This window comes from Mesorhizobium sp. B2-9-1 (genome assembly GCF_006439455.1).
In the GTDB taxonomy this organism is placed as follows: Bacteria; Pseudomonadota; Alphaproteobacteria; order Rhizobiales; family Rhizobiaceae; genus Mesorhizobium.
In genome coordinates this window covers 231,510-256,407 of record NZ_VFTP01000002.1, presented here as the reverse complement: position 1 = coordinate 256,407, position 24,898 = coordinate 231,510, and the positions used below count along the sequence as shown (strand labels likewise).

At 63.5% G+C, this 24,898-nt stretch carries 24 protein-coding genes; 8 read left to right on the top strand and 16 right to left on the bottom strand.

What is annotated here, in order from left to right; all coding sequences use genetic code 11:
* The first annotated feature begins 16 nt into the window (after positions 1 to 16).
* The 4 genes from FJW05_RS05435 to FJW05_RS05420 are packed head-to-tail and all read left to right on the top strand — an operon-like array spanning position 17 to position 5,186.
* Positions 17 to 391: a lasso peptide biosynthesis B2 protein gene (locus FJW05_RS05435; RefSeq protein WP_246673220.1), complete on the top strand. Its 375-nt coding sequence runs from the start codon at positions 17 to 19 to the stop codon at positions 389 to 391.
* A 3-nt stretch (positions 392 to 394) separates the two neighbouring features.
* Positions 395 to 2,305 (top strand): lasso peptide isopeptide bond-forming cyclase, encoded by a 1,911-nt coding sequence (locus FJW05_RS05430; RefSeq protein WP_140628879.1) that lies wholly within the window; start codon positions 395 to 397, stop codon positions 2,303 to 2,305.
* On the top strand, positions 2,302 to 3,282 hold the full coding sequence (locus FJW05_RS05425; protein ID WP_348639804.1) for a serine kinase: 981 nt from the start codon (positions 2,302 to 2,304) through the stop codon (positions 3,280 to 3,282). The genes FJW05_RS05430 and FJW05_RS05425 overlap by 4 nt, the downstream gene beginning before the upstream one ends.
* A gap of 8 nt (positions 3,283 to 3,290) precedes the next feature.
* Positions 3,291 to 5,186 (top strand): ABC transporter ATP-binding protein, encoded by a 1,896-nt coding sequence (locus FJW05_RS05420; RefSeq protein WP_140628876.1) that lies wholly within the window; start codon positions 3,291 to 3,293, stop codon positions 5,184 to 5,186.
* On the opposite strand, the gene FJW05_RS05415 is transcribed toward FJW05_RS05420, so the two are convergent.
* Positions 5,160 to 5,432 carry an exopolysaccharide production repressor exox gene (locus FJW05_RS05415; protein WP_140544959.1) on the bottom strand — a complete coding sequence of 91 codons (273 nt, stop codon included), beginning with the start codon at positions 5,430 to 5,432 and terminating at the stop codon, positions 5,160 to 5,162. The genes FJW05_RS05420 and FJW05_RS05415 overlap by 27 nt on opposite strands.
* A 607-nt stretch (positions 5,433 to 6,039) precedes the next feature.
* On the opposite strand from FJW05_RS05415, the gene FJW05_RS05410 reads away from it, so the two are divergent.
* The 4 genes from FJW05_RS05410 (at position 6,040) to FJW05_RS05395 (ending at position 10,594) form a co-directional block, all read left to right on the top strand.
* On the top strand, positions 6,040 to 6,717 hold the full coding sequence (locus FJW05_RS05410; RefSeq protein ID WP_140544958.1) for a sugar transferase: 678 nt from the start codon (positions 6,040 to 6,042) through the stop codon (positions 6,715 to 6,717).
* Between the two features lie 184 nt (positions 6,718 to 6,901).
* Complete coding sequence (locus FJW05_RS05405) at positions 6,902 to 8,080, top strand: polysaccharide biosynthesis/export family protein (RefSeq protein WP_140629722.1); 1,179 nt, start codon at positions 6,902 to 6,904, stop codon at positions 8,078 to 8,080.
* 116 nt (positions 8,081 to 8,196) lie between these two features.
* On the top strand, positions 8,197 to 9,291 hold the full coding sequence (locus tag FJW05_RS05400; RefSeq protein WP_140628873.1) for an acyltransferase: 1,095 nt from the start codon (positions 8,197 to 8,199) through the stop codon (positions 9,289 to 9,291).
* 19 nt (positions 9,292 to 9,310) lie between these two features.
* Positions 9,311 to 10,594, top strand: coding sequence for an O-antigen ligase (locus FJW05_RS05395; RefSeq protein WP_140628869.1), 1,284 nt, complete (start codon positions 9,311 to 9,313; stop codon positions 10,592 to 10,594).
* A gap of 270 nt (positions 10,595 to 10,864) precedes the next feature.
* On the opposite strand, the gene FJW05_RS05390 is transcribed toward FJW05_RS05395, so the two are convergent.
* The 15 genes from FJW05_RS05390 to FJW05_RS05320 form a co-directional block, all read right to left on the bottom strand.
* Positions 10,865 to 11,440 (bottom strand): DUF1349 domain-containing protein, encoded by a 576-nt coding sequence (locus FJW05_RS05390; protein ID WP_140628867.1) that lies wholly within the window; start codon positions 11,438 to 11,440, stop codon positions 10,865 to 10,867.
* A gap of 121 nt (positions 11,441 to 11,561) precedes the next feature.
* Positions 11,562 to 13,001: an aldehyde dehydrogenase family protein gene (locus FJW05_RS05385; protein WP_140628864.1), complete on the bottom strand. Its 1,440-nt coding sequence runs from the start codon at positions 12,999 to 13,001 to the stop codon at positions 11,562 to 11,564.
* 126 nt (positions 13,002 to 13,127) lie between these two features.
* Positions 13,128 to 13,613, bottom strand: a complete 486-nt coding sequence (locus tag FJW05_RS05380) for a hypothetical protein (RefSeq protein WP_140628861.1) — start codon at positions 13,611 to 13,613, stop codon at positions 13,128 to 13,130.
* 213 nt (positions 13,614 to 13,826) lie between these two features.
* Positions 13,827 to 14,894 (bottom strand): sn-glycerol-3-phosphate ABC transporter ATP-binding protein UgpC, encoded by a 1,068-nt coding sequence (gene ugpC / locus FJW05_RS05375; RefSeq protein WP_140628858.1) that lies wholly within the window; start codon positions 14,892 to 14,894, stop codon positions 13,827 to 13,829.
* 3 nt (positions 14,895 to 14,897) lie between these two features.
* Positions 14,898 to 15,746 carry a carbohydrate ABC transporter permease gene (locus FJW05_RS05370; protein WP_140628855.1) on the bottom strand — a complete coding sequence of 283 codons (849 nt, stop codon included), beginning with the start codon at positions 15,744 to 15,746 and terminating at the stop codon, positions 14,898 to 14,900.
* Positions 15,746 to 16,669, bottom strand: a complete 924-nt coding sequence (locus FJW05_RS05365) for a sugar ABC transporter permease (RefSeq protein WP_140628853.1) — start codon at positions 16,667 to 16,669, stop codon at positions 15,746 to 15,748. Before FJW05_RS05365 ends, FJW05_RS05370 begins: the two co-directional genes overlap by 1 nt.
* A 189-nt stretch (positions 16,670 to 16,858) precedes the next feature.
* Positions 16,859 to 18,136 carry a sugar ABC transporter substrate-binding protein gene (locus tag FJW05_RS05360; protein ID WP_140628851.1) on the bottom strand — a complete coding sequence of 426 codons (1,278 nt, stop codon included), beginning with the start codon at positions 18,134 to 18,136 and terminating at the stop codon, positions 16,859 to 16,861.
* A 25-nt stretch (positions 18,137 to 18,161) separates the two neighbouring features.
* Positions 18,162 to 19,382, bottom strand: a complete 1,221-nt coding sequence (locus FJW05_RS05355; protein WP_140628849.1) for a PLP-dependent transferase — start codon at positions 19,380 to 19,382, stop codon at positions 18,162 to 18,164.
* The gene (locus tag FJW05_RS05350; RefSeq protein ID WP_140628846.1) at positions 19,379 to 20,110 is read right to left on the bottom strand and encodes a FadR/GntR family transcriptional regulator; all 732 of its coding nucleotides are present in this window, start codon (positions 20,108 to 20,110) and stop codon (positions 19,379 to 19,381) included. Before FJW05_RS05350 ends, FJW05_RS05355 begins: the two co-directional genes overlap by 4 nt.
* Positions 20,111 to 20,250: 140 nt before the next feature.
* On the bottom strand, positions 20,251 to 20,910 hold the full coding sequence (locus FJW05_RS05345) for a DUF2161 family putative PD-(D/E)XK-type phosphodiesterase (protein ID WP_140544936.1): 660 nt from the start codon (positions 20,908 to 20,910) through the stop codon (positions 20,251 to 20,253).
* 51 nt (positions 20,911 to 20,961) lie between these two features.
* Positions 20,962 to 22,239, bottom strand: a complete 1,278-nt coding sequence (locus FJW05_RS05340) for an L-fuconate dehydratase (protein ID WP_140628843.1) — start codon at positions 22,237 to 22,239, stop codon at positions 20,962 to 20,964.
* Positions 22,240 to 22,291: 52 nt separating this feature from the next.
* Positions 22,292 to 23,023, bottom strand: a complete 732-nt coding sequence (locus FJW05_RS05335) for an SDR family oxidoreductase (RefSeq protein WP_140628840.1) — start codon at positions 23,021 to 23,023, stop codon at positions 22,292 to 22,294.
* A gap of 16 nt (positions 23,024 to 23,039) precedes the next feature.
* Positions 23,040 to 23,486, bottom strand: coding sequence for a MaoC/PaaZ C-terminal domain-containing protein (locus tag FJW05_RS05330; protein WP_040993608.1), 447 nt, complete (start codon positions 23,484 to 23,486; stop codon positions 23,040 to 23,042).
* Between the two features lie 8 nt (positions 23,487 to 23,494).
* Complete coding sequence (locus FJW05_RS05325; RefSeq protein WP_140628837.1) at positions 23,495 to 24,568, bottom strand: Gfo/Idh/MocA family oxidoreductase; 1,074 nt, start codon at positions 24,566 to 24,568, stop codon at positions 23,495 to 23,497.
* Positions 24,561 to 24,890, bottom strand: a complete 330-nt coding sequence (locus tag FJW05_RS05320) for an L-rhamnose mutarotase (protein WP_140628834.1) — start codon at positions 24,888 to 24,890, stop codon at positions 24,561 to 24,563. Before FJW05_RS05320 ends, FJW05_RS05325 begins: the two co-directional genes overlap by 8 nt.
* Positions 24,891 to 24,898 lie beyond the last annotated feature (8 nt).

Sequence of the window (24,898 nt, the reverse complement as noted above, 5' to 3'; positions counted from 1 at the left end):
GCTGAGCGCCCGGGAAATGCTGTTTCTGGCACGCTGCCTGATGGTGGTGAGCGTGGTGCGACTCGCGCTGACGCTGTCCTCCTATAATCGCGTCCGCAGCCTGGTGACGGGACTGCACGCCAGACGCGACGCCAGCGTCGCCGACCTGCGGCGTGTCGCATGGGGCGTTGCCGCCGCGGCGCGGCTCGTGCCGGGCGCCAGCTGCCTGACCCAAGCGCTGGCCGGACAATATCTGCTCGCCCGCCAGGGCAGCGCCTCGAAAATCAGCATCGGCATCGAGCAAGGGACTGGCAGCGAGCTCAAGGCGCATGCCTGGCTGATGAGCGGCAACCACATCGTGCTTGGCGGCTCGGTCAAAGGATTTGCCCATCTGGTCGACCATAGGTCCTGAGCGATGAGCGGCGTCGCTGGAATCGTGCTCAGCGACAACGGCCGGCCCGCCGCGGCCGGCGATATCCAAGAGATGCTTTCGCGCATGCGCCACCGCGCCCGCGACGGCAGCTCATGGTGGGCGGACGGCAGCGTCGCGCTCGGCCACGCTTGGCTCGACACGACCGGTGAGGACGGGCCCGGGCCGCTGACGATGGCCGACGGCAAACTCGCCATCACCGCCGACTGCCGGCTGGACAATCGCGACGAGCTTCTGGCGCGGCTCGGCCTGCGGGACCGGTCGGTCGCCGACGCAGTGCTCATCATGCGCGCCTACCTTAAATGGGGCGAGGCCTGCCCGACCTATCTGCAGGGCGATTTCGCCTTCGCCATATGGGATGGCGAGCGCCGGGCGCTGTTTTGCGCGCGCGACCATTTCGGCGTCAAGCCTTTCTACTATCATTCGACCGGCAGGCGCTTCGCGTTCGCCTCGGAGATCGGGCCGATCCTTGCGCTGGACGGCGTCGGCAGGCGGCTCAGCGAACACCAGATTTCCGGCTTCCTCGCCGGCTTGACGGACGATCCGCAGGCCACGCCGTACGCCGAGATCTTCCGCCTGCCGGCGCGGCACAGCATGACGGTCGCCGACCGCCGGGTGGTGCTGCAGCGCTACTGGCAGATCGAGCCTTCGCAGCGGCCGCCGCGCCCGGACGCGGCCGAAGAATTCAGGCATCTCTTTGCGCAATCGGTGGAGAACAGGATGCGCGGCACGCCGGCCGTTGGCGCGATGCTGAGCGGCGGGCTTGATTCCTCCTCGATCGCTTGCGTTGCCGGTCTTCGCGCGGCGGCGAGGCGCAACCCGAGGCTCAAGACCTTCTCGCTGGTGTTCGACAGAGGCTCGTCGATGGACGAGAAGCCGTTCATCGATGCGGTGCTCGACGGCAATCCGCTCGACGCCACGCTGATTGCGGTGAGCAATTACGCGCCCTTCGCCGAGTTCGACCGTATCCTGGAGGAGCAGGAAGGCACGTTCCTGGCGCCCGGTCTGTCTTTGACCCGCGATCTTTACCGCACCGCGGGCGCAAAGGGCGTCAAGGTGCTTCTCGACGGGCATGGCGGCGACGAGGTCGTCTCGCAGGGCCATGGGCACCTTCATGAGCTCGCCAATGCCGGCCGTTGGCTGGAGCTGTGGCGCGAATTGCACAGCGCCGCCAACACCTATGGCGAGGGCATGTTCTCCCTCTATTTCAAGTTCCTGACCATTTACGGACCAGCCTGGCGGATCGCCCGGATGAGATCGATGGCCAGACGCCTTGTCGGCAAGGTGCGGCAGAGGCCGGCATCGGCGCCGCGCGCCTGGGCGGGCCTGGTCAATCCGGACCTTGCCAAGCGCACCGATCTTGCCGAGCGCTTTCACCGCAGCGGCTACATGCCCGCCGCCGTGAGCGCCAGCGAAGCGCTGACGCATCGCTGGCTGCTGTCCACCGGACTGGTGCCGCATGCCTTCGAAGTGCTCGACAAGGCCGCCGCCAATTCCGGCGTCGAGCCCCGCTATCCGTTCTGGGACAAGGCGCTCGTCGAGTTCTGCCTGGCGCTGCCCGGCGAGGAAAAACTCAAGGACGGGTTTGGCCGCCACGTGCTGCGCCGGGCCATGCAAGGCATTCTGCCGCCGGCCGTGCAATGGCGGCGCGACAAGATCGATTTCACCGCCAATCTGGTCAAGGGCATGCTCGGCAACCACCGCGAGCTTCTGGACAGGCTGCTGATAGCGGACGGCGAGCGGATCGCGCCCTATGTCAACCTGCCTGAAGTGAACGCCGTCTATGAGCGCCTGCTCAGCCAGCCCGAGCAGGCAACGCTGCCCGACGTCCAGCATGTCTGGCGCTCGGTTTCGCTGTCGCTGTGGCTGCGGCAAGTCCAAGGAAGCCCCGCATGAATCTTCCGATCGCTTCCCTTGCGCGGCCCCTGCCCGCCACCGAAACGATGGCGCCGAGCGGACGCGTCCGCCATTTCTACAAGGCCTACGGGCTGATCGTCAGCTCGGACGTGGCCTTGCCGGAACTGACGCCGACGGCGCCGGCGACACCGGACCTGGAGATCGCGGTCGGGCCGATCGACTTTCCCGACGGCGCATCGCAGGGCGCCACGGCCTTTCGTTTCGAGGCGACGCGCCAATATCTTTCCTGGCAGGCGGTCGGCACCTTCATGATCAGCGATGCCAACCGGATCGATGTCGATCCGGCGCCGGGGATCGACGACCCGCTGCTTGCCTTTCCGCTGCTCGGGCCGGTGATGGCTCTTGCCCTGCATCGGCGCGGGCTGCTCGTCCTGCATGCCAGCGCCATTGCCGTCGGCGGCAAGAGCGTGATCTTCATGGGCGACAAGGGTGCCGGCAAGTCGACGACGGCGGGCGCGATGATCCGCGCCGGCCATCGGCTGCTCACCGACGACGTCGTCGCGCTGGATTTGTCCGACCCTGGACGACCGATGATCCTGCCCGGATTTCCGCAGCTCAAACTGGCCGCGGACGCGGCCGGCGCCATTCACCTCGAGCAGGCGGAAGTGCGCCCGCAGGTGCATCCGCAAATCGACAAGGCGCAGCATCGGCTGCACGACGGATTTGCCACTGAGGCGGTGCCGGTATCCCGCATCTATGTGCTCGAGCGCGGCGAACGCGCGGCGATTTCGCAGCTTGCCAGTGTCGCCGCGCTGCCAGCGATCATTAAATTCTCGTACATCACGCGCTTCGGCCGGCAGGCGTTGACCGGCGATCTCGCCGCCGCGCATCTCAGCCAATGCGCTGAGATCGCCGGGGTGATCGGCGTCAACCGCCTCGAAGTGCCGGCCGGACTCGCCAGGCTCGATGAAGCGGTCGCCGCGATCGAAACCGACCTGGCGTGCGGAACAAGGTGAGCCGGGGTATGGGCTGGTCCTCGAAGTTTCGCCTGTCGCTTTTGCGCGATGTCGCCGGTTTCGGCGCCATGGTGGCGCATGTCGGCGGACGGCGCACGGCGACGGCGCTTGCCTTCCTGATCCTGGGGAGCCTCACCGAAGGCATTTCGATCCTGCTGCTCGTTCCGCTGCTGCGCCTGATCGGCAAGCCCGACCAGTACTATGCGGTGCGGGTGCCGGAGGCCTTGCATCGGCTGGTGCCCGGCGGAACGCTGTCGCTCGCGAGCGTGCTCTCACTGCTCGTCGCGCTGGTGGCGCTGCAAGCGATGTTAAACCGCTTCAAGTCGGTCTACATGGCGCGGTTGCTCTATGACTTCGTCAACCGCGTGCGCATGAACCTGTTCGAGAGCGTCGGCAAGGCGCGCTGGGGCGTTTTCACCCGCATCCGCAGCTCCGATCTGGACCATGCGCTGAATGGCGACGTCGACCGGGTGCAGGTTGCGGCCTTCTCGCTGCTGATGCTGACCCAAGCCACACTGCTCCTGGCCGGCTATCTCATTGTCTCGCTGTTCATCTCGCCGGTGATGACGTGCTTCGCCATCCTTGTCGGTCTGGTGCTGCTGGTTGCGCTGCAGCCGTTCCGGGCGCGCGCCAGCGCCTATGGCCGCACGCTGACCGGCAATCGCCAGGACCAATACCGCACGGTCTCCGAGTTCCTCGGCGGCATCAAGGTCGCCAAGAGCCTGAATGTCGAGGCAAGCTATTTTGCCGAGCTCGGCGCAACACTGGACAGGATGAAGGCCGACAACATCGCCTTCGTCCGCAACAGCTCGCTCGGCACCGCTCTGTTCCAGCTTACGAGCGTGATCGGGCTGAGCCTCTTCATCTATATCGCGCTGGTTCGCTTTCACCTGTCGCTGGCCGAGATCGTCGTGCTGCTGCTCGTCTTCATGCGGGTCGCGCCGCGCTTCATGGACATGCAGCTTCAGACCCAACAGGTGCTGATCAACCTGCCGGCCTATGCTTCGATGCAAAGCCTGCAGGCTCGCTTCGATGCCGAGCGCGAGCCGGAAGAGAACGTGACCGAACAAGGCGCAAAACTGTCGCTTGAGACGGGCCTCAACATCCGTGATGTGGCGTTCGCCTATGGCGAGGGCGACGGCAAACCGGTGGTCAGCGACATCACCTTCGGTCTGCCGGCCGGCAAGGTGACGGCGCTGATCGGCCCTTCGGGTTCCGGCAAGAGCACGATCGCCGACATGCTGCTTGGGCTGCTTGAACCCACCCAGGGGCGTATTCTGGCCGACGGCGTGGAGATTACGGCGCAGAATCGCAGGGCCTGGCGCGATCAGGTCGCCTATGTGCCGCAGGATGTGTTCCTGCTGCACGACACGATCGCCGCCAATCTGCGTCTTGCGGCGCCTGAGGCCAGCGACGAAGAATTGTGGGCGGCCCTGCGAAACGCCCATGCGGCCGATTTCGTGGAGCGGCTGGACTCGCGGCTCGATACGGTGGTGGGCGACCGCGGCGTCCGCCTTTCCGGCGGCGAGCGGCAGCGCATCGCACTGGCGCGTGCGCTGCTGCGCAAGCCCTCGCTGCTCATCCTCGACGAGGCGACAAGCGCGCTCGATTGGCAGAATCAGTCGCTGATCGCCCAATCGATCGAGGCGCTGCGCGGCCGGATGACGATTTTGACCATCGCGCACCGACCGTCGATGATCGCCTTCGCCGACTGGGTCGTGGCCATCGAGAACGGACGCATCGTCGAGGTCGGACAATATCGGCGGTTGAAGGCGAAAGCCGGCAGCCGGCTTGCGAGGATGCTGTCCGGCGAGCAGGCGGAGCGCGAAAGCGCGCCACCGATCGCGGCCGGGCTGTCCTGCGCGCCGGTCGAACGTTCAGTGGAGGCTGCGTCTGGCGCTTAGCTTTTCGCCTTCGGCGACCTTGCTCAGGATCGGGCCGCGGTCCGCCTCGCGGGTCTTGTCGGCCGATGTCGGCGTGGCTCCTCCGATCATGGCAAAGACCAGAAGGAAATAGCCAGCCTGGATAATGACGGCGCAGACGATAGTGCGAAGCAGGATGGTACCCGCCGACGCGCCATCGAAATAGGACCAGCCGATGACGATCGCGAGCGCGAAGATCATTCCGACGATGAATTTCGGCAAAGACATGACCGCCGCCCTCTCAATCGAGACGAGCATGCAGAAGCTGCGACTTACCCACCCGCGTAACTCCCCGTTGCGCCAAAGAGCTCTTTCTGGCTGCCCAATCCGGCCGGTTGCTTCCGACCTTCCTTACCCATGCAGACTATGACAGGAACAATTTGCGACTCTATTAAGGCCGGCCTGCCGGAGCAAGGCCGTGCAGATATGGTTTCCAACGATTTTACGAGATCGACTCTGCCATGCTGCGCCGCACACTCTGGCTCCGATAGCTATTCAATGAGACGTCTGCCGCTTCAGTCAAACTCATGGCTTTGATTAGTATTTTATGTGAATAACTTACCATTGCGAGTGCTTACAGGGGCATGCAACCGCGTTTCTTCTGCAGCAAAGAATGCACTGTCCAAAAATGGCCCGAAAAGCGGACTACATTTTCCTGGTTTTCTCTCACCTTGTCATAAACGCGCCACAAAGGTGAAAATTTGGGCAAGGCAGGTTTATTATTTAATCAATTCATGACGTGAACATTTCAACGCGATGGGAAATTGTGTGTTGCGCTGCAGCATTTTTTTGGTATCTTGCCGTAAACCATCCGTTCAACGTATGGAGCTTCTGCATGAGGGACGTCGCCAAGTCGGCTAATGCGAGTTTTGCGCAGGCCGGCGTTGATTTTCCACCCCCCATCGGCGGTCTGCTCAAACGCAGTTTCGATGTCGTTGGTTCCCTGGCTGGGCTGATCCTGCTGAGCCCGCTCTTCCTGATGGTCGCGCTGCTGGTCAAGCTTTCGGATAATGGTCCGATCTTCTATGGCCACAAGCGTATCGGCCGCGGCGGCAGGATTTTCTCCTGCCTCAAATTCCGCACCATGGTGCCGGATGGCGAGCGCGTGCTCGCTGCGTATCTGGCGGCCAATCCGGAAGCCAACGCCGAATGGATCGCGACGCGCAAGCTGAAGAACGATCCGCGCGTCACCCGCGTCGGCCAGGTGCTTCGCAAGCTCAGCCTCGATGAGCTGCCGCAGATCCTCAACATCCTGCAGGGCGACATGAGTCTTGTCGGCCCGCGCCCGGTCGTGCGCGACGAATTGGAAATCTACGGCAGCGCGGCGGTCTATTACCTGAAGTCGCGCCCTGGTCTCACCGGGTTGTGGCAGGTGAGCGGCCGCAACGACGTATCCTACGACACGCGCGTCGCCTTCGATCGCCATTATGTCGAGAACTGGTCGTTGTCCGGGGATATTCGCATCATCTTCAAGACTGTTCCTGCCGTGTGGATGTCACGCGGCAGCTATTGACCGACGGGCCTGCTCCGCCAGATTCGGGGCAGGCATCCGGCAGTGATCTCATCGGGCGGATGGGGCCAAAGCGAATCGGAAAACGTATTTGACAAAAGACCTCTTCGGACTGCCCTTCGCATGCAGTCTCATATCCAGGACCACAGCCCGCTTCGGCGGCGTCTTGCTTGCTGCGTTGCTGGTCATGCCGCAGGTCGCTGCCGCCAGCGACTATCGGCTTGGACCGCTGGACAAGCTCAACATCCGGGTCGCCGAATGGCAGACGGTCGACGGCACGTTCCGCGATTGGTCGGCCCTCAATGGCGAGTATGCGGTCGGCCCGGGCGGGACGCTCTCGGTGCCGTTCGTCGGCGACATGCAGGCCGCCGGCAAGACGACAGCCGAGATCGCTTCCGCGATCGGGCTTGCATTGCAGCGCAAGCTGGCGCTGCCCGACAAGCCGGAAGCTTCGGTCGAGATGGCGCAGTTCCGGCCGTTCTACATTTCCGGCGAAGTCCAGAATCCCGGGCAGTTTCCCTTCGTGCCCGATCTGACTGTGCTCAAGGCAATCAGCATTGCCGGCGGTATAAGGCGCAATGCCGACTATGGTCCGCAGCTCGAAAAGGATCTGATCACCGCCAAGGGCAGCTATGAAATCTATGACGACCAGCGCTTGCGGCTGATGGTCAGGCGAGCCCGCATCGACGCCGACCTCGCCGGGAAAACGACTTTCGAGGTGCCTCAGGAAATTCAGGGCGATTCGAGATTGCCGACCATCGTCGCCGACGAAACGGCAATCCTGGTCTCCGACCAGAAATCGCTGAAGCTGAAACTCGATGCGCTCGATGATCTGAAGGGTGTTCTGCAGTCGGAAATCGAATCGCTGCAAAAAAAGATCGCCAATCAGCAGAAGCAGGTCGATCTGGCCTCGAAGCAGGCCGACAGCATCGGTCCACTGGCGCAGAAGGGCCTGGTCGCCAATGCGCGCCTGCTTTCCTCGCAACAGTCGGTCACCGACCTGCAGGGCAAGATCCTGGACTATGAGACGGCCATCCTCACCGCCAAGCAGTCGATCAGCAAGGCGGAGCAGGACGCCATCGATGCCCGCAACACACTGGGTTCGACCCTCACCGCCGATCGGCAGGCAACGGAAGCGAACCTTAATGAGGCGGCCTTGAGGGTCGGCATGCAGAAGGGCCTGATCGCACAGGCATCGGATCCGGCAACGGCTGCCGCCTACACCGGCAATGAAGAGCCAGCCCTGCTCTATTCGCTGGTGCGCGTCGTCGACGGCAAGACTAGCGAGGTCGAAGCCAAGGAAGACACGCCTATCCTGCCGGGCGACGTGATCAAGGTGAAGCTGGCGCCGACGGCCAGCCAATAGCGCCGCCGGCCCGGGTTTGTCCGAAGCGAACCGGGAACGGGGGCGGGAGGGACAAGCCAGGCTCGTTCGCGCGCAGCGCGGGCGAGCGATCTGTTTGGACCGCTTGAAGGCATAACATGCAGCCCGCAGCCCAGCGTCACGTGTATCTGAACCTCGACGCCATCCGCGGCGTGGCGGCGATCAGCGTCATGCTCTACCATTTCTCGCCATTCCTCGCCGACGGCAAGGTGCTGCCGTCGAGCTATCTCGCGGTCGATCTGTTCTTCCTGCTCAGCGGCTTCGTCATCGCGCATGCCTATGACCGCAAGATCGAAACCGGCATGGGCTTCGGCACTTTCGTGGCCATCCGCCTGATCCGGCTCTATCCGCTCTATCTAGCCGGCACGCTGCTCGGCTTCTTCTATCTGCTGGTCAAGAACAGACTGATGCCGGCGGAATACATGCCGCTGTCCGAGATCGGCATGCAGCTGACGACCGGCATGTTCTTCATCCCGCTGGTCAGCGACGCCTATCACACGATCTTTCCTCTCAACCCGGCATCGTGGTCGCTGTTCTTCGAGCTCATCGTCAACATCGCCTATGTCGCTGTCTTCGTGCTCCTGTCGCGGCGGGTGCTGACGGGGATCGTCGGCGCCAGCCTCGTGCTGCTCGTCGTCGCCTCGGTTTTCGCCGGCACTCTCGATTTCGGCATGACCGGCAAGACCATCGTCAGCGGGCTGCCGCGCGTAACCTTCTCGTTCTTCCTGGGCGTGCTGCTCTGCCGATCGATGGCGCGCTGGCAGGGCAGCTTCGGCTTCCTGCGGCGCGGCTTCTGGGTCGAGGGCGCGATCCTGCTCACGCTTGCCGTCTTCGCCATTGCCCCGGCTGCCGGCGGCGCGCGCATTGCCTACGACCTCTGCGCCATCGTCATCGTCTTCCCGATCATGGTGATGACCGGCGCGGTGGCGCCGACCGCGCCGCGACTGTCAGGCGTCTATGGCTGGCTCGGGCGGATTTCCTACCCGATCTACATCATCCACACGCCGATGCTGATGATCATCGCCGGGGCCGGCAAGGCCTTCTCGATCGATCCGTTCGCGCATCATCCCTTGTTCGGCATCGTGATGGCGGCGACGGTTGTCGTCATCGCTGACATCGCCACGCGCGTCTATGATGAGCCGGTGCGGCGCTTCCTGCAGCGGCAGATGCAGCGCGCCCGGGCCGTGGCTTAGCGCGGGACAAAAAGCCGGTATGAAGATTCCAAAATCCATCCTGATCGATCCCGATCGCAACGAGACCTACGGCATTTTCGCCGTCGCGGTTTCCACGCTCGCCTTCGCCTACTCGCCCAATTTCGGCCAGATCCTGATCCTCGCCTACTACGCCGTTTGGCTGCCGCTGCTGTTCGTCGACTATCGGCGCTTCACCTGGAAACTCTCCAGCGCCTGGCTGCCCATTCTGCTTGCGGCCTATGTCTGCCTCTCGGTGTTCTGGTCGCAGGCGGCGGGCATCAGCGCGCGCGCGGCAGTGCAATATTCTTCGCATATCGTCTGCGCCTATGTCGCGGCGCGCACGATCAGCGTGCGCACGCTGGTGGTGGGCTCGCTGATCGGCATCTTCTTCGTTCTGCTCTATTCACTCGGAGTCGGCGGTTACGCGCTCGACACTCTCGACGGCACGGTCAATTTCGTCGGCGCCTTCGGTTCCAAGAACCAGGTCGGCTTCTTCTCTTCGCTCGGCATCTTCTTCTGCCTGGCGTTCCTTGTCTTCTACCGGCGCAACTGGCTGGGCTTCGTCTGGACCGCGCCGATCATGCTTTTGTCGGTCTATATGCTGGCAATCGCCCATTCGGCGACGTCGGTGGCCTCGCTGCCGGCGGTCATTGGCATCGTGGCGCTGCTCACCATGACCAAGGTCCTGTCGCGACGCTATCGCCGGGTGCTGTTCATCGTCGGCGCCGGGGCGCTGGTGACGGGCGTGGTGGCAGCGCTCAACCTCGGGCTGCTGGATGTCGTGCTCGGCATCTTCGGCAAGGATTCGACGCTCACCGGCCGCACCTATCTGTGGCAACAGGGCTGGGAAGCAGCGCAGCAGCGTCCGCTGCTCGGCTATGGCTATGCCGCCTATTGGGTGCAGGGTTTTGCCGATCCGGAGCGGCTGTGGGCGGAATTCTATATCTCGACGCGCTCCGGCTTCCACTTCCACAACACCTATGTCGAGACGCTGGTCGAAATCGGCTTCATCGGCGTCACCTTGCTGGCGCTGGTCATCCTGCGCGCCTTCTACGGCCACGTATCGAAGGTGGTGTTCGGCGGGTGGAGTGCCGATTCGGTGGTGCTTGCCGGCGCGACCGGGCTGATGCTGATCCGCTCCTTCTTCGAGGTCGAGATGCTCGGCCCCTATTTCATGGCGTCCTTCGTCGTCTATTACGGCCTGTTCAAGCTGAGCCCATTGCCGGCTTTCCGGCGCCGCCAGATGGCCGTTCCCGCCGAGGACGAGAGGCCGGCCATCGGCCGCATGCCGGCACCGACCTGAGAGGCTTTTGGCGTGCTCGCCAACGATCTGGGGATCCGCCCGATCGGCTTGCCCAAGCTCGAAATCCTGCACGTGCCGTGTAAACGCCTATGTTACATCGGCCTGCCGCGCCAGGCGGTTTTCCAACGGCGCAGCCTGGTACGCAGAAAAGCCTTGCCCCCAAACGGCAGCGAAGGTTTGCCTGGCCGCCGGCCCGTGCCATGCTGCGTCTGGCAAGGCGCCGTGTTACCCTTTTCGCGGCAATCGCGAAAGAACCACGCGGTTCCGCACTCACCCATGCAGGTCCCTTGCAATCGCCGGCCCGATCGTGAAGCCGGAAAAGGTCGCCTCAAAGCCTTCGCGCTGCGGCGAGCAGCACATCATGCCGACATCAACCGATTTCGAGATCGGGAAATAGGCCAGGCGCACCGGTTTCCAATGGCCGTCCGAGGCGTCCAGATACTGGATACGGATCGCCTCGGCGTGGCGGGTCAGCCGGATCCTGACGCCGTCCTTGCCGGCGGCAATGGCGACCAGCGACCAGTCGGAAGTGTCGTTGGTGACGACGACGGAGAAGTATGCCAGCCCGTCGGTGTATTCGATGCCGGCCTTGATCCAGTTCGTTTCGCTCAGGCGCAGCATCAGCCCCGCCTGATCGTAGAGCACCTTGTAGTCGCCCTTGACGGTGACTTCGGCGCTGAAATCACCCTCGACGGAACGGTAGAGGAAATGGCCGTTGTCACGCCAGAAGCCGTAGAAGGTCTCGCGCCAGAAGTCGGTGTCCTTGCCTGTTCGGACGGTGAGCGTGCCGTCGCCGACCGTGTGGTGCGGCGGCGGGTTGAGCCATGTCATGTCGGCCACGCTCATCGATCTCCTCCCGGATTGGACTAGTGCGTTTCACCGTTTCATGGAAACGGCGAAACGCCCTATCTCCTTGTTTTCACGCAATTCCGGACGGAAAACCGCCAACACTTTTCCTGGAATTGCTCTAGCCGGCGAATGTATAGGCGGTCTTCACCGTGGTGTAGAACTCCATCGCGTAACGGCCTTGTTCGCGCGGGCCGTAGCTCGAGCCCTTGCGGCCGCCGAACGGCACGTGGAAATCGACGCCCGCCGTCGGCAGGTTGACCATCACCATGCCGGCTTCGGAATTGCGCTTGAAATGCGTCGCGTGCTTCAGGCTGGTGGTGCAGATGCCGGAAGTGAGGCCGAACGGTGTGTCGTTGGCGACAGCCAGCGCTTCGTCATAGTCCTTGACGCGGATGACATTGGCGACCGGGCCGAAAATCTCCTCGCGCGAGATGCGCATCGCATTGGTCGAGCCGACAAACAGCGCAGGCTGCAGATAAAAGCCAGGCGCGCCGCGTTCCAGCCGGTCACCGCCGAAAGCGAGCTCGGCGCCTTCCTGGCGGCCGATGGCGATGTAATCCTCGTCCTGCTTGAGCTGGGTCTGGTCGACGACCGGACCGATCTGGGTCTTGGCATCGAGCGCATCGCCGATGACAAGCTTGTCCAGGCGCTCCTTGATCGCGTCGACAAAACGGTCGTGGATGCCATCGGCGACGATCAGGCGCGAGGACGCCGTGCAGCGCTGTCCGGTCGAGAAATAAGCGCCGTTGACCGCGCAGTCGACGGCCACCGCGAGATCGGCGTCGTCGAGCACGACGAGCGGATTTTTGCCGCCCATTTCGAGCTGGATTTTGCGCATGTGCTCCACACTTGCCGCGGCGACGCGCTTGCCGGTGCCGACCGAGCCTGTGAAAGAGACGGCGTTGACATCGGGATTGTCGAGCATCGCCTGGCCGACCACCGAACCCTTGCCCATGACAAGGTTGAGCACGCCCTTGGGCAGGCCGGCGCGGTGCAGGATATCGACGATAGTCCAGGCGCTTTCAGGAACCAGTTCGGCCGGCTTGAAGACGATCGTGTTGCCATAGGCCAGCGCCGGCGCGATCTTCCATGCGGGGATGGCGATGGGGAAATTCCACGGCGTGATGATGCCGACGACGCCGACGCCTTCGCGCGTCATCTCAACGCCGACGCCAGGCCGAACGCTCGGTACCATCTCGCCCGACAGACGCAGCGTCTCACCGGCGAAGAAGTCGAATATCTGCGCGGCGCGGATCGTCTCGCCGACGCCCTCTGCCAGCGTCTTTCCTTCCTCGCGCGCGAGCGACCGGCCGATCTCGTCCTTGCGTGCCATGATCTCGTCGGAGGTTTTCTTCAGTACGGCATGGCGGGCCAGCGGGCCTGAGCGCGACCAGGCCGGAAAGGCCGCCTTGGCGGCCGCGATGGCCTGCTTGGCTTGTTCAGGCCCGGCCGAAGCATATTCGCCGACGATGTCGTTGGTGTTAGAGGGGTTGATGTTGCGCGAGCCGGCCTCGCCAAGCCACTCGCCGTCGATCAGGTTCTTACGCAGCACGGTCATTGTCTTGTTCCTTGAAGCTGGGGGTAGCGGCAGTCCGTCGGCCGGTCAATTGTCGGACAAATGATATAATGATTGTCCCGTGGCAGGTCTACCGGCCTTCTGCGACAAACCTAGGGCCTTGCCGCGTCAGGTCGAGAACGACCAGAACAGGCAGGCGAGCGTGACCGCGCCGAAGGCGACGAAGAACAGGCTTCTGAGCAGGATGTTGCGGCGAAGCTCGTTCATGGTGAGATGTGCCGCAACGATCACAGCCACGAACAGGAAACGCCAGTTGAAAAGCGCCCAGAGCACCTCGTGCTGGCCGAAGGCCCACCTGGCAAGCAGCGAGCCGACGATGGTCGCGAACAATACGATCGTCGCCCAGAAGATCGCATCGGCCGCGTGGGTCAGCACGACGCCGGCGGCGCGGATGGGCAGGATCATCATCAGCATGGCAGCGAAAAAATAGACGGCGGCGATCGCCAGGAACGAGCCGGCGTCGGCGATGCCGTCGAGACGCTTCACGCCGAACGCGCCATAGGGATAGCCGTGCCTCGCCACGGCCAATGACAGCGCCATCAGCAAAGCGCTCAAAACCGTGACCAGTGCGAATGTGCCGAGGGCCTTGCTCATGCCTTTTCCTATCGAGACGAATCAACAGGAGTTTAGCAGAGCGTGGGCCTCGAAAGCCGCAATTCACTGCTCGACATTCTCGAAGACGTCGACCCTTAAGCGATCAAGTTGGTTGCCATGACCAGCGAGACGATCGCGCCTGAGTTGAACACCCACGTCTGCGGCAGGTGGGTTGCTGGCGGAGCGTTCCGATGACGCGCCGCTGTTGGCCAGCTAGCCGATCCGGTTTCCGCTCACCGGGTCGAACAGATGCAGCGCCGTCGGATCGGCGGCGAGGCGGATCCTGTCGCCCGGCCTCACATCGCTGCGGCCCATGACGAAGACGCAGATCTGTTGGTTGGCCAGCCTGACGTAGAATTGCGTCGACAGGCCGAGCGGCTCGACCACCTCGATCTCGGCCTTCAGCGCGCCGTCGTCCACGAGCTTGATGTGCTCCGGCCGCAGTCCGATGGTGAGATCGTCGCCATCGCTCAGCGGCAGGCCATCCGGCAGCCGCAGCTTCTGGCCATCGGCGAGCACGGCATCCGCCTTGCCGCCCTTGGCGACCTTAGCCGGCAGGAAGTTCATGCCCGGCGAGCCGATGAAGCCGGCGACGAAGGTGTTGACCGGACGGTCGTAAAGCTCCAGCGGGCGGCCGACCTGCTGCACATAGCCGTCATGCATGACGACGATGCGGTCGGCCATGGTCATGGCCTCGATCTGGTCGTGGGTGACATAGACCGAAGTGGTCTTGAGCTGCTGGTGCAGCGCCTTGATCTCGGCGCGCATATGGACGCGCAATTTGGCGTCGAGGTTGGAGAGCGGCTCGTCGAACAGGAACACTTTGGGGTCGCGCACGATGGCGCGGCCCATGGCGACGCGCTGGCGCTGGCCGCCGGAGAGCTGGCGCGGCAGGCGACCGAGATAGGCGTCGAGGCCGAGCCGCTTGGCGGCGGCCCCCACCCTGCCGTCGATCGTCGTCTTCTCGGCCTTCTTCAAAAGCAAGCTGAAGCCCATGTTGGAGGAGACATCCATATGCGGGTAGAGCGCGTAGGACTGGAACACCATGGCGATGTCTCGGTCCTTCGGCGCGACGTCGTTGACCAGCCGCTCGCCGATATGGATCTCGCCGCCGGTAACTTCCTCCAGGCCGGCGATCATGCGCAGCAGCGTGGACTTGCCGCAGCCGGACGGGCCGACCAGCACGACGAACTCGCCATCGGCGATCTCGAGATCGACGCCGTGCAGGATGCGCAGCGCGCCGTAATCCTTCTCGACGTTTTGCAGCGTGACGGAAGCCATTTTTCATCCTTTGACCGCGCCGGCGGTGAGGCCGGTGACGAGATAGCGTTGCAGGAAAGCGAAGAAGGCGCAGACCGGGATCAGCGCCAGGATGGAAGCCGCCATCATCTGCCCCCAGTCGACGGCGAACTTGCCGATGAAGGTGAGCAGGCCGACGGCAAAGGTCTTCTGCTCGTCGCTGGAGATCAGCATCAGCGCGAACAGCAACTCGCTCCAGGCGGCGGTGAAGACGAAGCCCAGCGTCGCGCCCATGCCGGGCAAGGTCAGCGGCACGATCACCCGGCGCATCGCCTGAGCGCGGGTGCAGCCGTCGATCATCGCCGCTTCCTCCAGGTCTTTCGGGATGCCGTCGAAGAAGGACTGCATCAGGAAGGTTGCGAAGGCGATGTTGAAGGCGGTGTAGATGATGATCAGGCCGATCAGGCTGTTGGTGAGGCCGAGGTCGCCCATGATGCGGTAGATCGGCGGAATGACCATGACCAGCGGGAAGGTCTGGGTGAGCAGCAACAGGATCGCCAAAGTCGCCTTGCCGCGGAAAGTGAAGCGCGACATGGCGTAGCCGGCAAGCGTAGCGATGACCGTGACAAAGGCGGCCGTCGACACCGAGACGATGACGCTGTTGAGGAAATAGCGCGGAAAGTCCGATGCCTCGAGCACGGTGACGAAATTCTGAAAGGTCGTCTGCGACGGCCAGAAGGTGATGCCTTCGGAATAGAGCAGGCGTTCGGGCGTCACCGAGATCTTGAGCGTCCAGAAGATCGGAAACAGCGCGAAGATCACGTAGGCCGCGATAGCGCCGTAGAGACCGATGCCGCCGAAGATGCGCGAGGAGGTTGAGCGACCGGCGATCATCAGACGTGCCTCACCAGCGTGCGGCGGATGGCGATCAGGCCGATGGCGTAGGCGATGAGCAGCACCAGAAGCAGCACCGCAACCGCCGAAGCGTAGCCTTTGTCGAGCGACTTGAAGGCGCTGACATAGATGTAGACCGGCACCGTGCTTGTGGAGCCGGCCGGCCCGCCCTCGGTCATGACGAAGATCAGGTCGGCGAAGGTGGCGATCCAGATGGTGCGCAGCATGACTGTGATGACAATGGTCGGCGCTAGGAAGGGCAGCGTCACCTTGGTGAAGCGCTGCCAGGGCGAAGCGCCGTCGATGGCCGCCGCCTCATGCAGCTCGGAAGGGATCGACTTCAGCGCCGCCAGCAGCGTGATGGCGAAGAACGGGATGCCGAACCAGATGTTGGCGACGATCGGCCCCCACATGGCGGTGGCGGGATCGGACAACACGTTGGTCGGCTCCGCCTTCAGGCCAAGCGCGAACAGCCAATGCGGCAGCGGCCCGATGATCGGGTTGAACAGCCAGGCCCAGGTGAGGCCTGAGAGAAAGGACGGCACTGCCCAGGGCAGGAACACGACAGCCTGCACTATCCTGCGGCCGTAGAAGGGCTTGTCGAGCAGCAGCGCGAGACCCAGGCCAAGAAAGAACTGAAAGAACAGGCTGGCAACCGTCCACCACAACGTGTTGATCAGCGCCTGGCCGAGCATCTGGTCGGAGAGCATCGCCTGGTATTGGGCGAGGCCGACATATTGCGACTTGAAGGCCGAGAATTTGCGGAAGGAATAGCTGATGCCGATGACCAGCGGCACCAAAAGCACCAGGACCAGCAGGACGATCGCAGGCGATAGGTAGAGCCACGGCTCGATCGCGGCCTTGCTCAGCCGTTGCTTTCGCGGCCGGGCGGCGGATCGGATTTCGGAGACGGCGTAGGTCATACGTTTTGGCTCTACGGTGGTGAGTGGGTGCCGGGGACGGCGACAGCGTCCTTCTCCCCGTTCAACGGGGAGAAGATGCCGGCAGGCAGATGAGGGGCAGCGCGAACTTACGAAGGTGTGGCGCTGCCCCTCATCCGGCCCTTTGGGCCACCTTCTCCCCGTGAACGGGGAGAAGGGAAACCCTGCGCATTACTTCTTGTTCTTCGCCATCCAATCCTGCTGTTCCTTGGTCAGGAACTTGGCCCATTCGTCGGCGACATCCTTGGCCGGCTTCTGGCCGAGCAGCACTTCCTGAAAATTCTTGATCGCCACCTGGTCGACGAAGTTGCCGAGGTTCTCCAGATGCGTCGGCGGCGTCACCATTTCGTATTTGGAGCTGTCGCTGAGCTCTGTGAACCAGCCCTTGAACTGCTCGGTCTTGAAATGCGCGTCCTGGTCGGCGCCATTGTGGATCGGCACGACGCCGACTTCCTTGGCCCATTCCAGATTGTCCTTGGGCGACAGCAGCGTCGCCATCAGCTTCCAGGCCTCGTCCTTGTGCTGGGAATTGGCGAACATCGCCCAACCTGCATAGCCGAGCGTCGGGTAGGATTTGCCGCTCGGGCCTACGGGCAACGGCGCGACCGCAAAGTCGTCGGCGCTCATCTTGTCGGCGATGCCGAGCAGCGCGTCCGGATCCTGGTTGAGCATGGCGCAGGTGCCGGAATAGAAGCCGGTCACCGTCTCGTTGAAGCCCCAGCTCACGGAATCTTTCGGCGCCAGGCCGTTCTTGTACATGTCGGCCAGCATCTGCAGACCCTTGACCGAGCCTTCGTCATTGATGGTCGAGACGCCGTCGTCGGTGAAATAGCCGCCCTTGCCGTCGGCGATGTTCATGAACATGTGCATGCCGTTGAAGGCGCCGGGGCCGCCGCGCAGGCAGTAGCCGTATTTGCCGGGGATGGCGGAGATCTTCTTGGAGAACGAGACGAACTCGTCGAGGTTTACCGGCGGACGGTCCAGTCCGGCTTCCTTGAACAGCTTCTTGTTCCAGAACAGCGCGTTCACATAATAGCCATAGGGAATCATGAACTGGGTGTTGTTGACGGTCGAGCCGAACTGCTTGGCGCGGTCGCCGAGCGTCTTGGCGTCGGGCCATTTGGCCATGAAGGGACCGAGATCCTCGAGCTGGCCGTTGTTGGCATAGAGGCCCATCCAGCGTTCCGGCATCTCGACGACGTCGGGCGTGTCACCGGCCTGCACCATGGTGAGGAACTTCTCGAAGGCCTGGCCCCAGGGCAGCGAGACCACTTCCACCTTGATGCCCGGATTGGCGGTCTCGAATTCGGCGATCTGCTTCTTCAGGAATTCGGTGCGCGGCGGGCTGGTGATGACCTCGACCAGCTTGATGGTAGTGTCGGCCAGCGCGCCGCTGGCGGAAATCGCAAGGCCGGCCACGGCGGCAAACATGAAGGTCAGTCTTTTCATCTTCGGGACTCCCATTTTTGGACTACTATTTTTTTGATTTGTCGAAGGCTTTACTTTTGTCGAAGGCTTGGGCGATGTCGGCCCAGAGGTCCTCGACATTTTCCAATCCGACATTGAAGCGGATGGTTCGGGGGCTGACGCCGAAGCGCGCCATCGAATTGATGCCCGGCGTCTGCTCGAGCGAGGCCTTGGCCGGCACGACTAGGCTTTCGTGGCCGCCCCAGCTGACGCCGATACGGAAGAACTTCAGCGCATCGACAAAAGCCGGGATGTCGACATCCTCGGCGACCTCAAAGGAGAACAGGCCGGCATAGCCGGCTAAAGTTTTCTTGCCGGGGTGGTTGGAATAGGCGGGATGGTTGACCCGCTCGACCTTGCCATGCGCCTTCAGCCGCTCGGCAATGATGAGCCCGCTCTTCATGTGATGCGGCAGCCTGAGCGGCAGCGTGCGCAGGCCGCGCAGCAACAGCCAGCCTTCGAAGGGCGACAGCTTGCCGCCAAGCTGCGAATAGGTCTGTTCGTTGATGTGCTTGATGTGGGCGGCTGAGCCGGCCACCACACCGGCGACGGTGTCGCTGTGGCCGCCCAGATATTTGGACGCCGAATGCAGCACCAGGTCGACGCCATGCGAGATCGGCTTCTGGAAGACGGGGGTGGCCCAGGAATTGTCGATGGTGGTGACGATGCCCTGCTCCTTCGCCAGCCGCGTCAGATGCTCCAGGTCCTGCAGCTCGAACATCATCGAGGTCGGGCTTTCGAGATAGAGCAGCTTGGCGCCGGGAAGTGCTGCCGCAACCGCGTCGGGATCGGAGCCGTCGACATAATCGACCTTGATGTGCAAGCGCGGGAACAGCCGCTCGAACAGGCGGTAGGCGTCGCCATAGCAGTTGCGCACGGCGACCATGCGCTCGCCGGCGCCGACAAAGGCGAGGACCGTGGCGCTGATGGCCGCCATGCCGCTCGAAAAGCCGCGCGCGGCCTCCGCGCCTTCGAGCGCGGCGACACGCGCTTCGAATTCCATCACCGTCGGATTGTCGCCGCGCGAATAGATCGGCTGCTTTCGCCGTCCGGCGAAGGTGTCGGCCATGTCGGCATAATTGGCGAAGGTAAACAGCGAGGTCTGGTAGATCGGCGGCACCACCGCACCGTCTGGAAACGGATCGTCATGCGCCAGAAGCGTCGCCGCCTCGCCGAGGTAGTCGCTGGCCATCGAGGCCGGGTCGAAAGTGCTGGGCTGCTCGTTCATCTGCGGTCCGAAAGTTTGAGGTTGGCAGCGCCGCGCTTCAAATCGTCCTCGACGGTGGCGATGAGTTTTAGCGCCTCGGCGCGAGCGCCATCGGGGTCACGCGCGGCAATGCAATTGAAGATGGTCCGGTGATAAGGAAAGCTGGCATGGCCGAAGTCGCGCACGCCGAGAGGATGCTCCCAGAAGCGGTGGAACAGCTCGTACATGGCGGCGATGATCTGCTCGAACAGCGGATTGCCGGAAGCGCGGAAGATCGCCTGGTGGAACTCCCAATCCTCGTCCGAGGACATGCCGGCGCGGGTCTGGAAGGCCTCTTCCATGAGGTCGAGCTTGCGCTCGATCTCGGCGAGCTCAGCTTTGCCGGCACGAATGGCGCAGAGCGCAGCGGCCTCCGCTTCCAGCGCGCGCCGGATCTCAAGCGTGGACATCAGGCCGGCGAAATCATTGCCACCGGCTAATGTCAGCGGCATGTGCAGCATATCGGGCGAGACGGCGGCCTTGAGGTAGGTGCCCGAACCCTGCCGCCGCTCGACAAGGCCGAGGCCTTCCCAGCGCGTCAGCGCCTCACGCACCGTGTTGCGGCTGACCTTGAGGCGTTCGGCGAGGATGCGCTCGGTCGGCAACTTCCCGCCGGGACCCAAAGCCTCCTGCCGCACGAACCCCGCCAAGGCCTTCAGCACCGCGTCGTCGCGCGCCGTCGTCTGGATGGGGGGCAGGAAATCGGTCACACCGGCCAAGCCTAAAGTGGTTCAATGGTCCAACCAATTTCTGCACATGCGGAAAGATGAGTCAACAACCGAAACCAGGCCCGACGCCGAATGGCGGGTTCTCCGGTCACAACGCCGAGTGGTAAGTCGGCAAATCGTCCTTACAACGTCGCCGGCAAAGGTCCGATGGCGGCCAAGCCGGCTTCGGTCAGCGCGTAGACGCCGCGCTCGGCCCTGGCGAACCAGCCATAGTAATTGTGCAAAAGGATGTTGGCGGCGCGCGGCGAAAGGGTTTTGAGATCACGCGGCCGTTTCGGGCCGTCGACCATCGCGGCGGCGCAGGCGAGCGCTTCCTGCCGGTAGGCGGTCATGATCGGCTTCTTGCGCGTGCTGCCGCCGACGGACGGATCGCCCTTGCGGCGGTGATGCTCCTCGACCAGACGCGAGCGCCGCCTGGGATCGCGGCGCGGCGGCAAGGCGGCAGGACTGAGCAGCAGTTCCACCTCGCCCTTCTTGCCGACGCCCAACAGGCCGAAGCCGAGACGGCGGCAGAGCGCGCGGAAGCGACGGTCATGCTCACGGCCCTTGCCGCGCGCCGACATCAAGGCGGCCAGCCAGACCTCGTCACAGGCCGCCGCGCGGTCGACGGCCTGCAGGACGAGCTCGAGGTTGAATTGCAACTTGAGCTCGCAAATGACGACGACGTCCGGCTCGCCCGCGCGCACGCCGACCATGTCACAGCCGCCGATCTCGCCCTTGACGGCGAAATCCATGCTCTCGAGGAACCGCTTCACCGGCCCGTAGAGGGAGGTTTCCTGCATGGCAGAGGCATAGCCGATTCGCAGCGGTCCGGCACGCCGGGCCACCCCATGTCAGCCGCGATGCAGATAGTCTTCGATCGACCTGGCCTTCATCTCGATCGAGAAGCCGGGCGCCGTCGGCGGCATATAGGCGGCATCGCGGATCACGCAGGGTTCGATGAAATGTTCATGCAGGTGATCGACGTATTCGATGACCCGTCCGTCCTTGCTGCCTGAGACAGCGATGTAGTCGATCATCGACAGGTGCTGGACATATTCGCACAGGCCCACACCGCCGGCATGCGGCCAGACCGGCAGGTCGAATTTGGCGGCGATCAGCAACACCGCCAGAACCTCGTTCAACCCGCCCATGCGGCAGGAATCGATCTGCACGACGTCGATCGCGCCGCCGGCGATGAACTGCTTGAACATGATTCGGTTCTGGCACATCTCGCCGGTCGCGACCTTGATCGGCGCCACCGCCTTGCGGATTTTCGCGTGGCCGGCGACGTCGTCCGGACTGGTAGGCTCCTCGATGAAGAAGGGCTTGGCGAAGGCAAGGTCCTTGAGCCAGTCGATCGCCTGGTCGACCTCCCAGACCTGGTTGGCGTCGATCATCAGGTAACGGTCCGGGCCGATCACCTCGCGGGCGATCTTGAGGCGGCGGACATCGTCGGCGCGGTCGCGGCCGACCTTCAGCTTGATGTGGTTGAACCCATCGTCGACCGCTTCCTGGCAAAGACGCCGCAGCTTGTCGTCGGGATAGCCGAGCCAGCCGGCGGAGGTGGTGTAGCAGGCGTAGCCTTCGCGCTCGAGCGTGGCGATGCGCTCGGCCCCGTGGGCCTCGGCCTTCTTCAGGATCGCCAGCGCCTCGGCGGGCGTGATGGCGTCGGTGAGATAGCGGAAGTCGACGATGCGCACGATCTCTTCCGGGCTCATCTCGGCGATAAGGCGCCAGACCGGCTTGCCGGCTTCCTTGGCCCAGAGATCCCAGACCGCGTTGACCACCGCACCAACCGCAAGATGCATGGCGCCCTTGTCCGGGCCGATCCAGCGCAGCTGGCTGTCGCCCGTCACGTGGTGCCAGAAGCGGCCGGGATCCTCTTTCACCCAGTCGAGATCGAGCCCGACGACGAGGTGGCGCAGCGCTTCGATCGCCGCGCAGCAGATCTCGTTGCCACGGCCGATGGTGAAGGTGAGGCCATGGCCTTTCAGCGACGGGACATCGGTGTCGAGGATGACATAGGCAGCCGAGTAATCCGGGTCCGGATTCATCGCGTCCGAGCCGTCGAGACTTTGCGACGTGGGGAAGCGCAGGTCGAAGGTTCTGAGGTCTGTTATTTTTGTCATTGCTGCCTCTTAACTGGCCTGTCTCGTAACTCAACCGGCGGCCGAAACGGCCTCAGATCGACCAGCCGCCGTCGATATTATAGGCCTGCCCGGTCGTATAGGTGGCGCCGGCCAGGTAGACCGCAAGGTTGGCGATCTCCTCCGGCGTGCCGATCCTGCCCATCGGCTGACGGGCGATGAAGGCGGCGCGCGCCGCATCATAGTCGCCCTGCGCCTGCATGCGGCCCTGAAGCGAGGGGCTCTCGACGGTGCCCGGGCAGATGGCGTTGCAGCGGACGCCCTTGGCGACATAATCGGCGGCAATCGACTTGGTCAGGCCGATCACGGCCGCCTTGGTCACGCCGTAGGCGAAGCGGTTCGGCACGCCCTTCGGGGCGCCAGCCACCGACGCCATGTTGATGATCGAGCCATCGCCGCGCTCCAGCATGCCGGGCAGCACGGCGCGGATGGTGCGGATCATGGCGCGCACATTGAGGTTGAAGGCAAAGTCGAGATCCTCGTCCTTCATCTCCAGGATCGAGCCGGCATGGACGAAGCCGGCGCAGTTGAACAGCACGTCGACTTGGCCGATTTCGGCGAAAGCCGCCTTCACCGCGTCGTCGCTCAGCACATCGAGTTTTCGCGCCGTAATGCCGGGCGTCTTTGCGAAATCGGCCAGGGCCGCCTCGTTGATGTCGGTGGCGTGGACGATGGCGCCGGCCTTGGCGAAAGCCAGCGCGCTTGCCCGTCCGATGCCCTGCGCGGCCGCCGTGACCACCACGACCTTGCCAGTGATATCCGCCATGTTCTTGCCTCCGTGTTCAGCCGGGCCGTCGCTCGACGATATAGATGTGATCCGCCGCCAGCACGACCTCGTCGCGCTGGTTCAAAACCTCGACGCGTTCGATGACGCGTCCCGCGTTTGGCCGTTTCGGGTCGTCTTCCTTGGCGGCGATGGTGGTGCGCGTGCGGATCGTGTCGCCGATGAAGACCGGCTTGATGAAGCGCAGCCGGTCGTAGCCGTAGGAGAAGGCGACCGGGTTGATGACGCTCGCCGTCAGCCCGACGCCGACCGAGAAGACCAGCGTTCCATGCGCGATGCGCTGGCCGAAGGGCGTCGTCTTCATGAACTCGGCATCCATGTGATGCGGGAAGAAATCGCCGGTGTGGCCGGCGTGGACGACGAAGTCCGTCTCGGTAATGGTGCGGCCGCTGGTGAGGCGCGAGGAGCCGATCTCATAGTCCTCGAAATAGGTGGTCTGTTCCATGTCCGGCCTTACGGCTTTGCGGCCAGCGGCGTCGCCGGCGCTACGCTCGATTTATAGGCGGCCTCGACCAGCGCCATGGTATGCCAGGCGTCCTCGACGGAGCTGACCAGCTCCGCATCTTCGCCGGAGGCGAAGCGCTGCACATTGGCCATGCGGCCGACAAAGGCATCGGGGAACCATTCGCCGGCGAGCGGCACGGCGACCCAGTCCGACCCGCCTTTCGGATGGATTTCCAGAATATCCGGCTCGCCGCGCGGATAGTCGAGGTTGAGGCCGAGCTTGACATAGGCCGCGCCCTCGGTGCCGCAGATGCGGAACTCGCAGGCCTGGTGGCGGCGCCCGAATTTGTGGTCGTGGTTGATCGAGAGCGCGCAGCGCACCGTATCGCCATAGTCGAGGATGGCGCTGGTGCGGGTCTGCGCCACCTTGTGGTTGGGGTGGCCGAGCGTCTTGGCATGCACGCCAAGCGGATTGCCGAGAAGCTGGCGGATCAGGTCGAGATAATGGATCGAATGCATGGCGATCTCGACGCGTGGCGCCTTGAGCAGGAATTCCCACAGCTGCCAGGGCGTGTCGAGCGCCAGCAGCGCATCGAAGTCCACCACCTCGCCCAGCCATCCCTTGGCAACGGCGTCCTTCAGCGCCAGCATCATCGGCGCGAAGCGGAGCTGGAAATTGACCGCCGCCTTGAGCCGCTTGGCGCGGCAGATTTCGAGGATTTCCGTCGCCTCGCCGAGATAATTGCCCATCGGCTTCTGGATCAGCGCCACAGCGCCATCCGGCAGGGCCTTCAGCACCTCGGCATGGCGGCCCGGCGGCGTAGCGAGGTCGAAGATAGCATCCTTCACGGCCGCTGCTTCCTCAACCGAACGGAACGCCGTCACGCCCCATTTGTCGGCAAGCTTCTGCGCTTTGGCCTGATCCGGATCGTAGAGGCCGGAAATAGGGAAGCCGCCCTTGCGGTAGGCGGGGAAATGCGCATCGCCGACGATTGAACCGGCGCCGAAGGTGACGATCGGGCGCGGCTTTAAAGGCTTTGGCCAGGACTGCGCCAGCGATGCCGGATCGAAGGCATCAGTCATGATGGAAGACCTCGTCCATCGTCGCCCACCATTCGCCTTCCTTGCGGGTCGGCAGCGGCTCCTGGCAGGGCATGCAGACCGACCACCATTCCTGCGTCTTCGGGTCGGCGGCCATCTTGGCCATGTCGGCGGCGTAGTCGGTGCCGTGATATTCGAAGTAGGAGAAAAGCAGGTTCTCCGGCCGCTTCAGGTAGATCGAATAGTTCTTGATGTTGCAGGCCGAGATCATGGTCAGCACGTCCGGCCATACGGCGGCGTGGAGGCGGACATATTCCTCGACCTTCTGGGGCTTCAGGCCCAGCACCATTCCCATCCGCTGCATATCCGCCT